Origin of the sequence: Laedolimicola intestinihominis, assembly GCF_040096155.1 — a bacterium.
Lineage (GTDB): Bacteria > Bacillota > Clostridia > Lachnospirales > Lachnospiraceae > Laedolimicola > Laedolimicola intestinihominis.
In genome coordinates this window covers 61,028-77,912 of sequence record NZ_JBBMFE010000016.1, presented here as the reverse complement: position 1 = coordinate 77,912, position 16,885 = coordinate 61,028, and the positions used below count along the sequence as shown (strand labels likewise).

At 50.8% G+C, this 16,885-nt stretch carries 14 protein-coding genes; 1 reads left to right on the top strand and 13 read right to left on the bottom strand.

Annotated elements, in window-relative coordinates; all coding sequences use genetic code 11:
* Positions 1-74: 74 nt before the first annotated feature.
* The 10 genes from araA to rpsF all read right to left on the bottom strand — a co-directional run bounded on the left by araA (position 75) and on the right by rpsF (position 10,961).
* Entirely contained in the window at positions 75-1,514 is a 1,440-nt protein-coding gene (araA, locus tag WMO29_RS14435) for an L-arabinose isomerase (protein ID WP_178038377.1), read from the bottom strand.
* A gap of 54 nt (positions 1,515-1,568) precedes the next feature.
* Positions 1,569-2,693, bottom strand: coding sequence for a GntR family transcriptional regulator (locus WMO29_RS14430; RefSeq protein WP_349165261.1), 1,125 nt, complete (start codon positions 2,691-2,693; stop codon positions 1,569-1,571).
* Between the two features lie 42 nt (positions 2,694-2,735).
* Positions 2,736-3,707, bottom strand: coding sequence for an ABC transporter permease (locus tag WMO29_RS14425; RefSeq protein WP_178038379.1), 972 nt, complete (start codon positions 3,705-3,707; stop codon positions 2,736-2,738).
* Between the two features lie 10 nt (positions 3,708-3,717).
* Positions 3,718-5,217: a sugar ABC transporter ATP-binding protein gene (locus WMO29_RS14420; RefSeq protein WP_349165260.1), complete on the bottom strand. Its 1,500-nt coding sequence runs from the start codon at positions 5,215-5,217 to the stop codon at positions 3,718-3,720.
* Positions 5,218-5,235: 18 nt separating this feature from the next.
* Entirely contained in the window at positions 5,236-6,183 is a 948-nt protein-coding gene (locus tag WMO29_RS14415) for an ABC transporter permease (protein WP_349165259.1), read from the bottom strand.
* 81 nt (positions 6,184-6,264) lie between these two features.
* Complete coding sequence (locus tag WMO29_RS14410; RefSeq protein ID WP_178038382.1) at positions 6,265-7,458, bottom strand: substrate-binding domain-containing protein; 1,194 nt, start codon at positions 7,456-7,458, stop codon at positions 6,265-6,267.
* A 401-nt stretch (positions 7,459-7,859) separates the two neighbouring features.
* Complete coding sequence (locus tag WMO29_RS14405; protein WP_349165258.1) at positions 7,860-9,794, bottom strand: SUV3 family DEAD/DEAH box RNA helicase; 1,935 nt, start codon at positions 9,792-9,794, stop codon at positions 7,860-7,862.
* A 68-nt stretch (positions 9,795-9,862) separates the two neighbouring features.
* A complete protein-coding gene (gene rpsR / locus WMO29_RS14400; protein WP_158365090.1) occupies positions 9,863-10,129 on the bottom strand; it encodes a 30S ribosomal protein S18 in 267 nt (88 codons plus the stop codon).
* Positions 10,130-10,172: 43 nt separating this feature from the next.
* Positions 10,173-10,634 (bottom strand): single-stranded DNA-binding protein, encoded by a 462-nt coding sequence (locus WMO29_RS14395; protein WP_178038383.1) that lies wholly within the window; start codon positions 10,632-10,634, stop codon positions 10,173-10,175.
* Positions 10,635-10,673: 39 nt separating this feature from the next.
* Positions 10,674-10,961 (bottom strand): 30S ribosomal protein S6, encoded by a 288-nt coding sequence (gene rpsF, locus WMO29_RS14390; RefSeq protein ID WP_158365092.1) that lies wholly within the window; start codon positions 10,959-10,961, stop codon positions 10,674-10,676.
* 293 nt (positions 10,962-11,254) lie between these two features.
* On the opposite strand from rpsF, the gene WMO29_RS14385 reads away from it, so the two are divergent.
* A complete protein-coding gene (locus WMO29_RS14385) occupies positions 11,255-11,521 on the top strand; it encodes a hypothetical protein (RefSeq protein WP_349165257.1) in 267 nt (88 codons plus the stop codon).
* A 244-nt stretch (positions 11,522-11,765) separates the two neighbouring features.
* Here the strand turns inward: WMO29_RS14385 and WMO29_RS14380 are convergent, their stop codons facing one another.
* From WMO29_RS14380 to WMO29_RS14370, 3 genes are all read right to left on the bottom strand, one after another.
* A complete protein-coding gene (locus WMO29_RS14380) occupies positions 11,766-12,881 on the bottom strand; it encodes an aminopeptidase (protein ID WP_349165256.1) in 1,116 nt (371 codons plus the stop codon).
* 115 nt (positions 12,882-12,996) lie between these two features.
* A complete protein-coding gene (locus WMO29_RS14375) occupies positions 12,997-15,540 on the bottom strand; it encodes a hypothetical protein (protein ID WP_349165255.1) in 2,544 nt (847 codons plus the stop codon).
* Positions 15,537-16,775, bottom strand: coding sequence for a class I SAM-dependent methyltransferase (locus WMO29_RS14370; protein WP_349165254.1), 1,239 nt, complete (start codon positions 16,773-16,775; stop codon positions 15,537-15,539). The genes WMO29_RS14375 and WMO29_RS14370 overlap by 4 nt, the downstream gene beginning before the upstream one ends.
* Positions 16,776-16,885: the final 110 nt, after the last annotated feature.

Genomic DNA, 16,885 nt, shown 5'->3' with positions numbered 1-16,885 from the left:
CAGAAACGCCGCCGAATCCTCCCGGATCCGGCGGCGTTTCCTGCAATATGGGTTCTAATCGTATTGCCTGTTATTTATTTCATGAAAAATTTCTGAAGATCTGCTTCTGTGGTGTCTTCACCAATGGTGACAAGCTCGGTGCCGGTCAGGCGGGCGAACATGGCAATGTCGTCTCTGGTCAGCGCGGTGGATACTACGGAGTGGTGAGCGCCGCCTGCGTAGCACCATGCTGCGGTACCGATGGCGAAGTTCGGTTTATGACGGTACATAATTCTGGCTACCGGCAGCTTCGGCATGGGCTTCGGCTGTTTTACAAGCTCGATGTCCGCGCAGATGATGCGGAAGCGGTCGCCCATGTCTACCATGGTTACCTGGATTCCGTCTCCGGTTACACCGTCAAAGATCAGTCTTGCTGGATCCTCTTTTCCGCCGATACCAAGCGGAAGCACGTCGATCTCCGGCTTTGTAGCAGCAAAGGCTACCGGAACCTCCAGCATATGGGAAGCCAGCTCCAGCTCCTGACCCTCGGTCAGGTCATAGGTGTAGTCCTCGATGAAACCGGTTGCTCCCTCGCGTCCCTCTGCCATCTGCATCAGAACTGCGGACAGAGCTGCAATCTTATAATCTCCCTCCGGTCCGAAGCCAACGCCCTTGCCCATCAGGTTCTGTGCCGCGATACCCGGAAGCTGCTTCAGGCCGTGCAGATCCTGGAAGGTGTCCGCAAATGCGCCGATGCCGTTCTCTTTCAGGAACTTCTCGAAGCCAACCTCGTATTTTGCCTGCTCGCGAACAGAATCAATGCGGTCTGTCTTCATGGTATACTTATCCGTATACTCCTTCATCTTCGCGTCGATTTCTTCTTCTGTTACCTCATTGATGATGTCTACCACATCGCCCAGCGCATAGTAGTTGCACTCCCAGCCATATTTGATCTGGCTCTCTACACGATCGCCGTCGGTAACTGCCACATGTCTCATGTTATTTCCGAAGGAAGCTACCTTCAGGGACTTGGAGTAGTTGATAGCCTTTGCTACCTGCGCGAATCTCTTGATCTTCGCTACTACGTCGTCATGCTTATAGTATCCTGCAACCACCTCATGGGGAATACCCATTCTTGCTACGATGAAGCCAAACTCACGGTCGCCGTGTGCTGCCTGGTTCAGGTTCATAAAGTCCATATCGATATCGTCATACGGAAGCTTCTCATTGGCCTGTGTGTGCAGGTGAAGCATGGGCTTTCTAAGCTCCTGCAGTCCCTTGATCCACATCTTGGCCGGGGAGAAGGTGTGCATCCAGGTAATGACGCCGATGCAGTCATCGTCACAGGACGCTTTACGCATATCCTCGATACAAATCTCAGAAGTCTCTACGGTGGGAAGTACTTCCACTGCCGCGATTCCTTCCAGCTTCTCATTCAGGAACTCTGCCATCTCACGGGCGTCTGCCGCTACCTGCTTCAGGCACTCTTCGCCGTACAGATCCTGAGAACCCACTACAAAATAAAGTTTTTTCATTTCTCTTTACCTCCTGAAATATTTACCAACTTTCATGTTCCCGCGCGTCAGGGTTTAATCCTGGCCGCGTATATCCCTGACCGAATTTCCGTCGTTAAACGTAACCGGGAAACGGTGAGAATAGTTTTTTTTCTGCCAGTCCGGATCCTCCATCATGCGGAGCAGATTCCGTGCTGTGACACGTCCCAGATTGTATTTGGGATGGATGACCGATAACACCTTCACATCCCCGCTCTGGGCCAGCTCCGCGTCATCGAAAGAAATCAGTGACATATCATCCGGCACCTTCAGACCTCTGTCCTCCAGGAATTCCATATAGTGCTCGGCCACCTCGTCGTTATAGAGAATCATTGCCGTGCAGTCCTTGGTTCTGCGGTACATCCGCATCAGCCCCTTCTTGCTCAGCTTCTCCTCCATATCCTTGGTGGAATACCAGCGAATCCAATCGTCGTCAAACTTTACGCCATAATCCGACAGGCACTCAATGAAACCCTTATAGCGTTCCATCCCCTGCATATCATCGTATTTGAAAATGCCTCCGATTCTCCGGTGGCCGTTCTGAATCAGAATTTTCGCTGCCTCGTAGCCCGCCCGGGCATCCGACATTTCCACACTGTCAAACTTCTGGTTCGGATAGTGATTATGGATGAACAGAGTCGGTATGTTTCTCTTTCGAATCTCATTGTAGAGACGGATATTCGGGTTGGGGAAGCTGGAACGCGTTCCCTCTATGATGAGCCCGGAAAGATTGCTGGAGAGCAGCCCTTCCAGATACATAGCCTCATCATTCAGACGGTTTTTCGTCACCGCCACATCAATTTCATAACCCTTTTCCGTCATGACGGATTCAATTCCGTCGTATACTCTCGGGAACAGATAATCGGAAAAATAGCTCAGAATCAGTCCAACCCGCGGCTTTCCCTTATCCTCATTTTTATTTTCATAAGATACATAGGTTCCGCTTCCCTTGACGCGGACGATCAGACCGTCCTCCTCAAGCTGATTCAGCGCCGTCCGCACAGTCTGTCTGGAATAACCGAACTTTTTCTGCAGGATATTTTCCGATGGGAATTTATCCTTATTTTTGATTACTCCGCTGGTAATCAGCGTTCTGCACCAGTTATATAATTTCTGATATTTCAGCAGATCCTGGCTGTGCGCGCTTCCTTTTTTTGACATATCTGTCCCCCGCCTTTTGTCTCGTATTTCCGTCGTAATGATTTATTTGATAACCTGCAGAGACTGACGGTCCGCGAATACAGCCACGAATACCAGGAATACAACACCCTGAATCAGCTGCATCATCTGCGTGGAGAAGCCCATCATAGTCAGTCCGCTGTTCAGCACGATGTAAAGCAGAGAACCTACAATAATATTCTCAAATCTTACCTTCGCGCCGCCGGAGATCGGCATGCCGCCCAGTACCAGCGCAATCAGAATCTGTGTCTCCAGCTGATTTCCGCCGGAAGAGGTTACAGAACCTACCTTAATAACGTTAATGAATGCCGCAAAACCTGTGATGGCGCCTGCCAATACATAAATGAGGAACTTCATTCTGTCGGTACGGATACCGGAGAACATAGCTGCCTTCTCACCTGCTCCGATGGCTTTCAGATAGGTTCCGAATTTGGTGAAACGGAACAGTACAAAGCCGATAACCAGAACCACTACGGTGCAGATAACCTTCAGTGCTGTGCTGTCATAATTGATGAGCAGCGCTGAGCCTGTGACCGGCGCATTGGTGGTCAGATACTTGATAAAGCCTCTGAACAGGAACATGGTACAAATCGTTACGATGAATGATTTAATTTTACGGCATACATAGAAGTATCCGTTGATGGCTCCGATAGCCGCGCCTGCAGCGATACCGCCTACGATAGCCAGCGGAATGCTGATTTTGGAAAGCATACATACTACGATGGATGCGATACCCAGGATAGAACCCTGCGAAAAATCCAGGCCGCCCATGGTCATGATGAAAAATACGCCTGTTGCCGCAATCATTGTAACATATACCTGTGAAAGTACAAGGGACATATTGTTCATCATTCTGAAGTTGGTCAGAACGTTGAATACCAGGAATACTACAACCAGTCCTGCAATCGGCAGAAGGGCGCGGATCATCGACATTTTGGATAATTTTTTGAGCTGCTGCTCTTTCTGTTCTGTGTTTGTCTTTACTTGATTCTCCATAACTGCCTCCTTATACCATCATCGTAATCAGGCTGTTCTCATCCAGCTGCTTGCTTCTCTCCAGTTCGCCGCTGATCTTGCCGTCTTTCATGATTACGATACGGTCACACATACCAATTAGCTCCATCAGCTCCTCGGAAATCATAATAATGGATTTTCCGTTCTTTCTCATCTGATTCATCAGCTGATAGATATCCTGTTTTACCTTAATATCAATGCCTCGTGTGGGGCTGTCCAGCACGACGATGTCGGAATCCTTTCCAATCCATCTGGCCAGTACAACCTTCTGCTTATTACCGCCGGACAGATCGGATACAAACTGGTCCACATTGACCATCTTGACGGACATCTGCTTCGCGAACTTGTTGGAGAACTCCTTCAGCTTCTTATCGCTGAGCATGTGGGTTTTACCAGCCAGCTCATCCAGCGAGGGCAGACAGATGTTATCACCGATGCTCTGATTCAGGACTACGGACTCATTGTCACGATCCTTGGAAGTATACGCGATACTGTGTTTAATTGCAGTCGGGATATCGTTGATCTCGGTTCCGTCCGCCAGAACTACCTTACCCGTTCTGTCATAGGAAGCGCCGAAGATGGCTTTTCCAATCTCATGCATACCGGACTCGGACAGTCCGCCGAAGCCCAGGATTTCACCCTTATGCAGGTCGAAGGATACATCCTCAATGAGTCCCGGAACCGTCACATCTTTTACGGAAAGAACTACTTCGTCGGATACCTTCTCGCCGTAGTCCGCACGGTAGTAATCTCCGGTTACCTCACGGCCTACCATCAGGCGCTTCAGGTCGTCCTCGGTCACATCCGCACTCTTTACGGTGTCAATGTATACACCGTCACGCAGGATGGTGATGGTGTCGGATTTATCCAGAATCTCCGGAAGGTCATGGGAGATGAAGATAACGGTATTGCCGCTCTCACGGATACGGTTCATGTGCTTATACAGCTCCTCACGTCCTTCCTGGGAAAGAGCTGTGGTGGTTTCGTCGATGACTACGATCTTGGGATCAAAATAGGTTGCCTTTACAATCTCAACCAGCTTTCTGTCCTCGAAATTGTAATTATCAATGATATCAGAGGCCTTAATTCTGTCGAAACCGTATTTATGAAGAAGTTCGGTGGCCTCTTTGTTCATGGCATTTGTATTCTTGATTCCGAAGTGTACGAAACGGTCCTCATGGCCCAGGAAAATATTTTCCGCTACGGTCAGGCCGGACAGAGTTCCCAGCTCCTGTACGATGATGGATACGCCCTCTTCATTGGCTTCCACCTGGTTCTTCGGATGAATTTCTTTTCCATCCAGTACGAAGGTACCGCTGTCGATGCTGTAGATGCCGGTCAGCATGTTGGTCAGTGTGGATTTACCGGATCCGTTCTCACCAATCAGCGCGTGAACCTCGCCTTTATTTACATTAAATGATACATTCTGTACCGCCTTCGTAATACCGAAGGACTTGCAAAGATTTTTAACCTGTAATCTTACTTCACTCATTGCATTCTCCTCCTTGGATTACTTCACGATTTCGCCCTTGGTTACCTTGGTAGTCAGGGTGATGATAATCAGCAGTGCCAGACCGGTGATAACGTCCTGGATAGCAGTCGGTGCGCCCAGAGCGATAAAACCGAAGAAAATAATATTGATGACAAACTCACCAATGACAATGGCCTGCAGCGGCATACCGTATTTCTTAAACGCCAGACCGAAGAAGCAGCCCATGGTCGGTACGAAGTTACGGCTCATGGAAGCCATACCGGTAACGGCCACCATGGAAGAGCCATAGCTGATGGTCAGGATTGCCATGACGCCCAGGAACGCACCGCTCAGGATGAATGCCAGGACTTTGTATTTATTTACATCAATACCCATGTTCTTGGCAACGAACTCGTTGCTTCCGATGGCGTATGTATATGTTCCGATTTTGGTGTAGTTCAGGAAGATGTAAGCTACCACACAGGCCAGAACTGCCAAGATGATGTCGCCCGGCATCTGTCCGAACATTCGAAGGTTTGCCGGAAGGGTCTGCTCCACGCCGCCTGCGATATAGTTGGCGATGGACTCGTAAATCAGAGCCAGACCGGTGGTAACAATCATGGACGGGATACGGAGCTTTACATAGAAGATACCGTTCAGCACGCCTACGATAGCGCCGCAGATAATGCAGCCTGCAATCAGGCCCACATAACCCAGATTAAACTTTGTTGCAAATACGCATCCCACGATAGCGGAAAGCATGATGTTCGCTCCGATGGAGAAATCGAACATTCCCATTACCATTACGAAATAGAATCCAACCGCGCCTACGGTCGCAATCAGGCTGGCCTGAAAGTAGTTCAGCATGTTGGCTGCGGAACCGAAGTTATGCGGTGACAGTACTTTAAAGATACCCCAGGAAAGTACAATCAGACCTAACAGAATCAGATAACCCTTTGTACTTCCCGACAGCTTTTTAGAACCCATACTCTTTACCTCATTTTTTTGATAATAGGAGCCGGTATCGCCGCGCGACACCGGCTCCTACAAACTCTAAGCCCTTAGAATTTATTTGCCTGCACGTGCTGCTGCATCCTCGATAGATACCTTAGCAGCTGCTTCCTTCAGTCCTGCCAGATCCAGCTCAGACATAGCTACAAGCTCTTCGTCTGTGTACGGAAGCTGGTCTACAAAGTACTGCTCGTATGCCTTGTAGTCATCTGCAGATGATACATACAGGTACGGGAACGGAACGTCCTCAAACTTGCCTGCGAAATCTGTGTAGTTACCCTTGATTGCGTTGTAAACCATCATGAACGCGATAAGCGGGTCGCAGTAATGTCCGCCGGACTCACCAGCCATGGAACCGTTCTCAAGTCTCTCTCCCAGGTCCGGAAGGAAGTCTGTGGATACGATGTCGATGTCCTGAGTCTTGCCTGCACGCTCTACAGCTGCGATTGCGCCCTGAAGCGGGTCTCCGCCGCCGCCTGCCGGAATCAGTGCATCCAGGTTCGGGTCTGCTGCCATCAGAGCCTCTGCTGCCTTGGAACCGCCCTCAGAGGTTGTTCCTGCGTACTGCGGCTCAGACAGGGTAGCCTTGTCATCCGGGTTCGCCTCGTTCCATTTCTCAACGCCTGCTTTGTAGCCTTCCCATCTTCCAAGCCAAGTTGCATCTCCCTGCTCCCAGCCAATCAGACCAATGTTTCTGTCGCCCTTCTCAAGAAGGATATTTACCAGTGCCTCGCCATTGGCCGGCTCGTCCTCGTGAACTGCGCCAATGTAGTAAGCGGAATCGGTAGCCATCTGGTAGATGTCTGCGCTGTTGTCCTTGCTGATGACACGGAAGAACTGTGCCAGATATACTTTGTTGTCGTTACAGGTCTTGATTGCGGAGGTCATCTCTGTATCAGAAGAGTTGCAGATGATAATACCCTGGCATCCTGCTGCTACCAGCTGCTCTACGGAAGCGGTAACCTTCTCGGATACATGTCCCTGGTCAACATACTGTACCTGAACGCCCAGTGCCTTTGCTGCCTCGTCCAGAATCAGCTTACACTGGGAACCGAGTACGTCGGTAGAGGACCAGATGGAAACGCCAATCTTGATGTCCTTGTTGTCTGTTGCCGCTGCCGGAGTCTCAGTTGCTGCTGAGCTGGAGCTGTCTGCTGTTGTAGTGTCCTTGGAACCGCCGCAGGCTGTCATTCCCAGAACCATGGTTGCTGCCAGTGCTGTGGCAGTCACTTTTTTAAAAAGCTTGTTCATGTTTTTTCCTCCCTGTTTTGTTTTTTCCTTTTGGGTTATGTCCGTAACCTTGTTGATGACTTTATTATATGCAGGCTGTCAAAAACTTGCAATAGAATACAGCAAAATAAATCTTCTAAGTTGTATTATTTTAATCGTTTTGTCTTGTTGTTTTTTAACATTTATCCGTAACATATGGTTATATTACCCAATTTATCTCTCCCTTTTCCGTGCTTTTCCTCGTCATTTTGTGACTTTTTACCATTTCCCAGCTATGTTTGTTGCATTTTTAACGCTATTTATAGTACAACTTCATCTATACTATAACCTGTATTAATTTTGTCTCTTCTTGTCTTTTTCCAAATACAATCTGTAATTTTTTTGCCTTTCTGCCTAATTTACAGTACAAAAAAGGAAGCGCCTCAGCGCTTCCCAAAGCAGTCGTCACACACCTGGAACGGTGAGCCCAGCGGCAGCAGCCTGCCGCAGTATTTGCAGCGTGCGATATAATTCTGTTTGCCGCGGGTCAGATAACTCATAATCCGCATCTCCGTCTTTTCCCGCTGCTTGGCCAGCCATTCCTCGTCCAGCTCCTTCTGCATGCGGCGTGAGAACTGATAGTACAAGTCCAGCTGTTTGTAATAGGTCTCGTACTGGGCGATGCCGCCCTTGCGGTCGCGGTAGAAAGCCGGTTTCTCCAGGGACACATCCGCCGTGTAGGTTCTGCAGTAATCCAGCCAGAGCATAACAACCCGGCGATCCTTGATGTCGATAGGGCAGGTGATCATCTTGTATATAAGATGCTTGTTCTCAAAGCCGTCAATCTGGTTCTTGTAACGTTTCGCCTGCTCGTAGAGGTACAGAGCCTCGTCGATGTTCTCTTTGACGAAGGGCTCCGATGGAGTAACGGAGTACCAGATCTTCATCAGTTCATCCAGCGGCGCGTCAATATCCAGCAGTACCTGCGGAAATCCTAAGTTCACCTCGGTCAGCGGTTCCTCATCCGCCCGGTACAGAGTACGGATGTATTCCAGCTCCCGCTCGCCCAGGGCGCTCACACAGCCCTTGTCGTAGATGCCGAAGCGCCCCGCCCGGCCTGCTATCTGCTTGACCTCCGGAATCCTTAAGGGACGTCGGCTGACGCCGTCGAATTTGTCTGTCTGCATAAAGACAATCCGACGCACCGGCAGATTCAGTCCCATGCCGATGGCATCTGTAGCTACCGCCACCTTAGTCATGCCCTCATTGAACATCCGGGTCTGTCGGCGGCGGATCTCCGGCGGCAGGCTTCCATAGATAACGCTGGACGCGATACCCGCTTCCTCCAACCGTCCGGCCACATCCAGAACTGATTTCTTGGAAAATGCGATCAGCGCGTCGCCCTCCTGTACATCATCCGGGAAGGCAAAGGGCCTGTCCTCGCAAACCAGCTCGGTTTTGCGCTCATATCTTCGCACCTCAAAGGTATCGTCGCAGAGCTGAATCAGATGACAGACTACCTGCTCCGCAGCCGGGCTCATACAGATATGAATCTCCTCTGCCCGTAACCCTAAGATCGCTTTCGTCCAGGAATGCCCCCGGTCCGTATCTGCCACCAGCTGCGCTTCGTCAATGACTGCAATGTCATAGTTTTCATCAAAATCAGCCATTTCGATGGTAGAAGCCGTCACTCTGCTGTTTTCTTCCTCGATGCACTCCTGCCCAGTCCGCATGGTGCAGGGCACTCCGGCGCCGTGCATCTGCTCGTACACCTCCAGGGCCAGCAGACGAAGGGGTCCCAGATAGGTTCCGTTTTTCGCCTGTCTCAGCCGCTCCAGCGCCTGAAAGGTTTTGCCACTGTTAGTTGGGCCGATATGCAAAATAAAATGTCGCGCCAGCTCCCGCACCTCCGCGAACTCCATCTCCGGTCTGGCCGGAACCAGCTCCAGGATTTTATTTTTCACCTTATACTGACGAAATTTCGGGTACAGGGTGAACATAGGCTCCTGGCAGATGGCGCAGGGCATGGTACGGCGTACCCAGGCCAGGAATTCGCCGTTCAGGCCTTCTTTCTGCTCGGTCAACAGCATGCCCAGATCAAGTTCCATAAGTCTCGGCAGCATTTCTTCATTCAGGCTTTTGAGCAGTTCTTCCTTATTTCTGCGATAGGCGTAGGAGGCCATGTTCTTCAGCTGGCGGTGCAGCTCCTCCAAGGTACGAATGTTGATCTGACCGGGGCGGGCGCTTCGGAGTGTCTTCTGAATCTTGGCGGTGCGCGCCTGCATACCCGCTTCTTTTACCGGCTTCTTGGGCTTTTTGCGGCCTGCCCGCTCGTATTGTTCTATATAAAACTGATTCAGTTTTTTCTTTTGAATCATGTAGTTTCCTCTTTCATAGCAAAACCCCGCAGCCAATTTGACTGCGGGGTCTGATTCCCGTAAACGGATTAGTCCATTACGTACGGCATCAGGGAAATGTGACGTGCTCTCTTGATAGCTACAGTCAGAGCTCTCTGGTGCTTTGCACAGTTTCCTGTGATTCTTCTGGGAAGGATTTTTCCTCTCTCAGATACGTATCTCTTTAATTTCGCTACATCCTTGTAGTTAATCTCGTTATTCTCTTTGCCGCAGAATACGCAGACTTTCTTTCTTCTACGTCCCATGCCTCTACGTCTCATGGGAGCGTCGCCTCTATCGGATTTTGTGTAAGCCATGGCTTTTACCTCCTATTATACTCTTATCTCTGTTCCACGATTGTTAGTTAAACGGTAATTCTTCGTCGATGCCATCCGGGATGTTCATGAATCCATCTCCCGCTGCTGCGGAAGGAGCCGGTGCAGACTGGAACGGATTGGAATGATTCTGGGGCTGGAAGCCGCCTGCGTGCTCGCCTGCTGCTGCCTTGCTCTCCGCGAATTCCTGTTCCTCTACAACCACGTCTGTGGTGTAGACCTTCTGTCCGTCACGATTCGTGTAGCTGCCGGTCTGGATACGTCCGGTAATCGCAATTTTCGTGCCCTGACGCAGATACTTCTCAGCAAACTCAGCCTGACGTCCGAATGCCACACAGCCGATGAAATCAGCGGTTGCCTCTCCGTCTCTCCTGAATCTTCTGTCTACTGCCAGTGTATATCTCGCAAATGCGCTCGCATTCTCACCCTGTGAGTAGCGAACATCCGGGTCACGGGTTAAACGTCCCATTAAAATTACTTTATTCATACCAACAATCCTCCACTTTTTCGGTTAAAAACCTTGTCTCTATGCGTCTTTGCGAACACACAGATAGCGGATGACATTCTCCATGATACGAACGTGCTTCTCCACCTCTGCCGGGCAGGTTGCGTCAGCGTCAAACTGGATGAAGTAGTAGTACGCTTCTCTCATGTGCTGGATATCGTAAGCAAGACGCTTCTTGCCCCAATCTTCCACCTCTGTCACTACACCGCCGTAACGAGCGATATACTCTTTCGCTTTCTCTACGGTAGCGGTTCTGACGTCATCCTCTGCCTTTGCATTCACAACTAATGCTAATTCATACTTGTTCATGCTTTTCCTCCTTTTGGTCTCTGGCTTCCTCACTATGGGGGAAACAAGGAATTTTAATAATATATCACGAGGTAATACTATAACATAGATTTTCCCTGAAAGCAAGGACTTTTTCGGAGTTTCCGTGAGTTTTTTGCGGATTTTTCAGCATGTTTTTAATATGCGGGCATTTGTCTTTTCTATACATTCTTTCTTTACAAACGGAAAGGCTGCCTTTATACTCTAAGTATTGTTTTATCGCTTTGATATCTATTTTCTTTATTATAGAAATAATTTTAAAACGGGAGGTTTTTATGCGAATCTGGGCCAGAGAGTTTAAGAGTAATCATATGTTAAAAGATACTGTGGTTGAGGATTTTTCGAATGAGACACGGACGCATAAGATTTTTCATGCGCTGGATGAGATCTGTCATCAGTTTGATTTGAGCAAGCCGATTTGGCTGGAGTCGTGCATCGCGGATTTTAAACGGACGGCGAAGGTACGGTTTTATCAGGATAGTTTTATTGATCAGATTGAGTTTGATTATCTGGAGGTGCAGGTGATCGAGGAGGATTATTAGAATAGATTAGAACGGACGCCATAGGAGAACAGCCTCCCCGCCCGTGATACGCCTGCGTTCCCTATATCCTGCACCCGGCTTATCCGCATCCGACCGCCAAGCTCGGCCCTACAGGCCTCAGACAATGGCTCCTTCGGATGCTGCCAGGGTGCAAGCCTATGGACGGGAACTCCGGCTACCATCACAGCGGGGAGGCTGTTTTCCTATGGCTGTTTTTCTAAAATAGCACTACGCATAATTTATCTTAAATCAGCTTCTCCGGGTTCAGGCACTGGAGCTCCGGGATTACGAAGCGGCCGTTTTTCCGGATCAGGCGGTCGTCGAACCAGATTTCGCCGCCCCCGAATTCTTCCCGCTGAATCAGCACCAGATCCCAGTGGATGGCGCTGGCGTTGCCGTTGGGGGCTTCGTCGTAGCAGTTGCCCGGGGTCAGGTGGATGGATCCCATGATTTTCTCGTCGAAGAGGATATCCTTCATGGGCGTGAGGATATAGGGATTTACGCCGATGGCAAACTCGCCCACATAGCGGGCTCCCTCGTCGGTGTCCAGAATCTGGTTCAGACGCTCCGTATTGTTCGCTGCAGCCTTCACGATTTTACCATCTTTAAATTCCAGGCGGATATTTTCAAAGGTGGTGCCCTGGCAAATGGATGGTGTATTATAGGTGATCACACCATTGATGGAATCGCGCACCGGCGCGGTGTAAACCTCGCCGTCCGGGATGTTCATCTGTCCGTCGCAGGCGATGGCCGGAATATCCTTGATGGAGAAGGTCAGGTCGGTATCCTTCGCTGTCAGACGCACCTTGTCGGTGCGGTTCATCAGATCTATCAGGGGTTTCATAGCCTCACTCATTTTTGAATAATCCAGGTTGCAGACATCGAAATAGAAGTCCTCGAAGGCTTCCGTGCTGGTGCCGGAGAGCTGGGCCATGGACTCGTTCGGATAGCGCAGAACTACCCACCGGGTCTTCGGCACCCGGATATTGTGATGAACCGGCGTGGCGTACAGAGTCTCATAAAGATGCATTTTCTCGGAAGGGACGTCGGAATATTCCGATACATTGTCGCCGCCGCGCACGCCGATGTAGCAGTCCATCTTCGACATTTCTGCCGCGTCGATTTCAGCCATCAGGCGAAGCTGTTCTTCCGTGCATCCCAGAAGCATTTCCCGCTGAACCTTCGGGTTCGTGTAGTGAGGGTAGGGCTGTCCGCCTACAGCGTACACTTCTTTGATAATCTGCCGCGCCAGATCTTCCGTGGACGGGCCGGTGTAGTGGACGTATACCTTATCGCCCGGTTTTACTTTACAGGAATAATTTACCAGATTTTTTGCTAAGGTTCGGATTCTCTTGTCCATATTTATTTTCCTCCTGATATCTTAAAGCTTCAAAAGTCTTGTATTTGCAACGGGAGCCCGCTGTCTGCGCACTCCCGTCTGTCTCGCTTTTACTGTCTGCTCTACGCAGCATTTTTTAATTTTCCGTCTCCGGCAGACACACCAGGAACAGATTACCCAAATCAGCGAACTGCTGGGTACTGTCGTTCATGCCGCGCTTGCTGCTTTCACCAGTCAGCGGGTCGGTGACGATGATATTCTGCGGGTCATAGCCGGTAATCAGCTCTGCATTGCTTCCGCCCTCCAGCGCCAGTACCGGATAGCCCTGGCTCACATAATAGAGTACCATGCTCACGGAACAGCCGGACAGGTCCAGCACCCGGCCTGCGGTCTGTTCCGACAAAATCTCATAGGGCGTATAGCCCTGGGCCAGATAAGTGTCCACGTCACCGTAAGTCTTCCGGGTTCCCAGCATGATTTCCAGCGCTGCCTGCAGGGACGATTCTCCGTCCTTTTGCTGCGGATTGTTCATGGTTCCCAGATCGGTCCGGGTCTTGCGGCCACCGCGGGTCCACAGGATGTTCTGCTGCGCGTCCACCACGATGCCCATGGCTTCATTGGCGGTCTGAACGGCTGCATTGGCTCCTGTGAACGCACCTCCGAAGGTGCCGTCAAAATTGTATACATAGTAGCGGTTGTCCGCCGCCCCATTTTCCAGGGTCAGGGTTCTGCTGCCCTCGAATACAACCTGCTTCGGCGTCAGGGTACGGAGCTTGCCGCTGCCTCTGGTGCCTGACAGGGCGAAATAGTATTCCTGCTGCTTAGGCGCGCCAGATTTCGTCTCTAAGGCTATCTTTTCCACAATCTCCGTGGTTTTATTCGTAATGGGTTCCGGAGCCGCCGCCGTGTAGCTGCCGTCCGCGCTTTTCTGCACGCAGTTCAGGGAAATGCGGTTGCTCTCAATGGAGATATCTGTCACATATTTGCCCTGGGATTCATAGTCAAATTCACGAACCACCTGCCCCTGTTCATCTTCAATGACAATGCGGCCCATGGGGAACAGCTCATTGCCGGTCAGGCCCTTCTGCACGTCGCTCTGGCGAGCCTCACCGTAGATAAAGTCAGTGCCCATAAAGCCCAGCGCCCGGATATAGTATCCGTCATCCGCCTGCACTTCCCGGCTCTTACCGGTGTTCAGATTCAGCACAGCCACATTTCGGGACGCGTACAGGGAATTTTCCTTGTGCCATGCCGCCAGATGACCGTCCTCGGACACCATACCACTGCCGGAAGCGATGCCGCCGGCCACCGTCTCGCACTCCATAGTGCTCAGATCGACGCAATTCACCGCGTCGTTCAGGAAAATGTAAAATTGTCCGTTGTTGTTTACATAAGCCATGCTGCCAAGCTCCGACTGTAATATTGCGAAGGATTCCCGGCTCTCGATGAAGGCCCGCTCCTCCACGGAATTGGTCAGCGCGTCGTAGCTGTACAGAGCCACGCCGGCCTCACCCTCGTGGGTGCCCCGGTTCATGTAGCCATATACCAGAAAATCCATGCTGCCGGTCTCATCCACCTTCAGAATCCGGATAGCGTGCTCGTCGTAAGCGCCCCGCAGGTCGTCGCCTTCCCGGAAGCCGAAGACCTTCGACAGCTTATTCTGGGCCACGTCATAGCACCAAAGCTCGCCGTTCTGGACGAAGCCCACAATATTTTCCTCGTCATTTTTCCGGTACTCGACTTCGGTATTCAGGATACCCAGCTCCACACCCTTTTTCGTGAAAATGTCAAGGCCGGGATCGAAAACGCGATCGACCTTCCGATCATAATTCAGCAGATACATTCTCTGCTGGGTGTAGCGCACCCGGTAGGACTCTGTTACTTCATAGTTTTCCGTCTCCTCCGCGTCGTTTACATAAGATATCTCATATTCCAGGCGTACGGAAGCCACCGAGCTGTCCAGCTCTGTCAGATAGGTGCGGATATTTGCCATATCCGGCTCTTGCACATCCATGTCGCCCCAGATCAGCTGCTTATATTTGGAATGAATTGACACATGGTCCAGGGATTTATTGCTGATGCTGTCGTCCGATTCCAGATACTGGGCGATGCTGACCGTATTATTTTTGTCGAAAAGGGCACTGTGAATCTCGTCTACGAAAGCCAGGCACTCGTCCAGGTGATTGTCGGTCAGTTTCTTTACATGTGTGTAATAATAAGCCTCCTGGTTCTTTTCCAATCCCAGGCGAATAACCAGCAGATACTCCCCGTTATCATCCAGCAGATCCTTCAGCTTCAGATCCACCGTTAAGGTCCGGCCCGAGCGGCTGTAATCTTTGATCTCGCCATCTTCTATCAGGCGGCTGGTGTCGACACTTCGCACCTCGTAATAGACGTTCTGTACCTTTGCGTCCGGATACTCCACCCGGAAGCTGACGGTCCGATCACTCGGCAGCGGATAAACCGCATCGCGGATGGTGGCGGCGTCCATGCTTTTCGTGTAGCCGTGGAGCAGGTTCAGGTTCCGGCCCTGGCGTTCCATGTAGATCAGCGGCAGGGTGGCTCCGGTCATCTCCGCGGTAGAATCTGTATTACCTGCCATCAGGAAATAGCTCATACCGGCCACGCCCAGAAGGAAAGCCGCCGCAATGGTCGCAATTCTTATGACTAACTTTTTCACCGGCTCTCTCCTTTCACGTTTTCGGTATTTTTCCGTCTGGAGCGGTAGCTTTCCGCCGGGGATGTTCCCGCGTTCAGAAGCTTCTCCAGCGTCAGATCGGCGTGCAGCGCTTCTGTACAGGCATCAAAGGACGCTGCAGACGCCGTGTCCGCTTTTTTCTCATTTTTCCTCCTGACTGCGCGGATCAGGATATTCTTCGGCGTATGCTCCATATCGATGAATTCCAGGATCTGTGTCTCATAACCCTGCTGCTCCAGGAGCTCCGCCCGGAGACCATCGGTCATCAGAGCTGCCATCCGCTCTTTCAAGAGACCGTATTTCAAAATCGGGGCCAGAGTTTCATTTTCCAGCTGCTTATTCAGCTCATGCTGACAACAGGGAACGGAAAGGATGACGCTGGCGCCCCATTTCACTGCTTTGTACAGGGCATAATCGGTGGCTGTGTCGCAGGCGTGCAGGGTCACGACCATATCTACCCGGGAACAGCCCTCGTATCCGGCGATGTCGCCCTGCAGGAAGGTTAGTTTATCATAACCATATTTACGGCTGAGCTCGCCGCATTTGCGGATGACGTCCTCTTTCAAATCCAGGCCGATAATCCGCACATCCAGGCCCTGACATTCCCGCAGATAATAGTAAATAGCAAAGGTCAGATAGGATTTGCCGCAGCCGAAATCCAGAATGGTCAGTTCCCGATTCTTCGGAAGCGCCGGGAGAATGTCTTCGACAAATTCCAGGAACCGGTTGATCTGGCGGAATTTGTCGTAGCGGGCGTGGACGATCCTTCCCTCGGGTGTCATGACGCCCAGATCCACCAGGAAGGGAACCGGACGGCCCTCCTCCAGCAGATAGCGCTTTTTCTTATTATGGGCCAGGGACGTCGGTTTTACACCTGCGTTCCCCGCTTTTCCCGGCTGACGCTTTTCTTTTACGGTCACTTTACCCTTCTTGCTCACCAGGGCTGTCACCTGGCCTGCGTCGGCCTGCAGCTGAAGCTGACAGAAGACGTCAGTCAGCAGTTCGACGATTCGCTCCACCGCCTCTTCCCGCGGCAGATTTTCGTGAAAGGCCTTCGGTCCGCGGAAGATCTCAAGCTGAAATTTCAGTTCGTCCCGCAGCAGCACCGGACGAATCCGGGCTTTCAGCTCTTCCCGGCCCTTTCTGGGGGCGCTTAAGGTGATGAGTTCCAGATTTTCATTTAAATATTTTTCCAATAATGCTTTTAATTCTTCCATATGTTATACTTATTCTATCCATTCATTTTTCAGGCTTCCATATCCTTCGGATATGCCGCTCCGCTTTGGATGCCATCCGGCAGGATATAATTCTCACGACATTATATCAT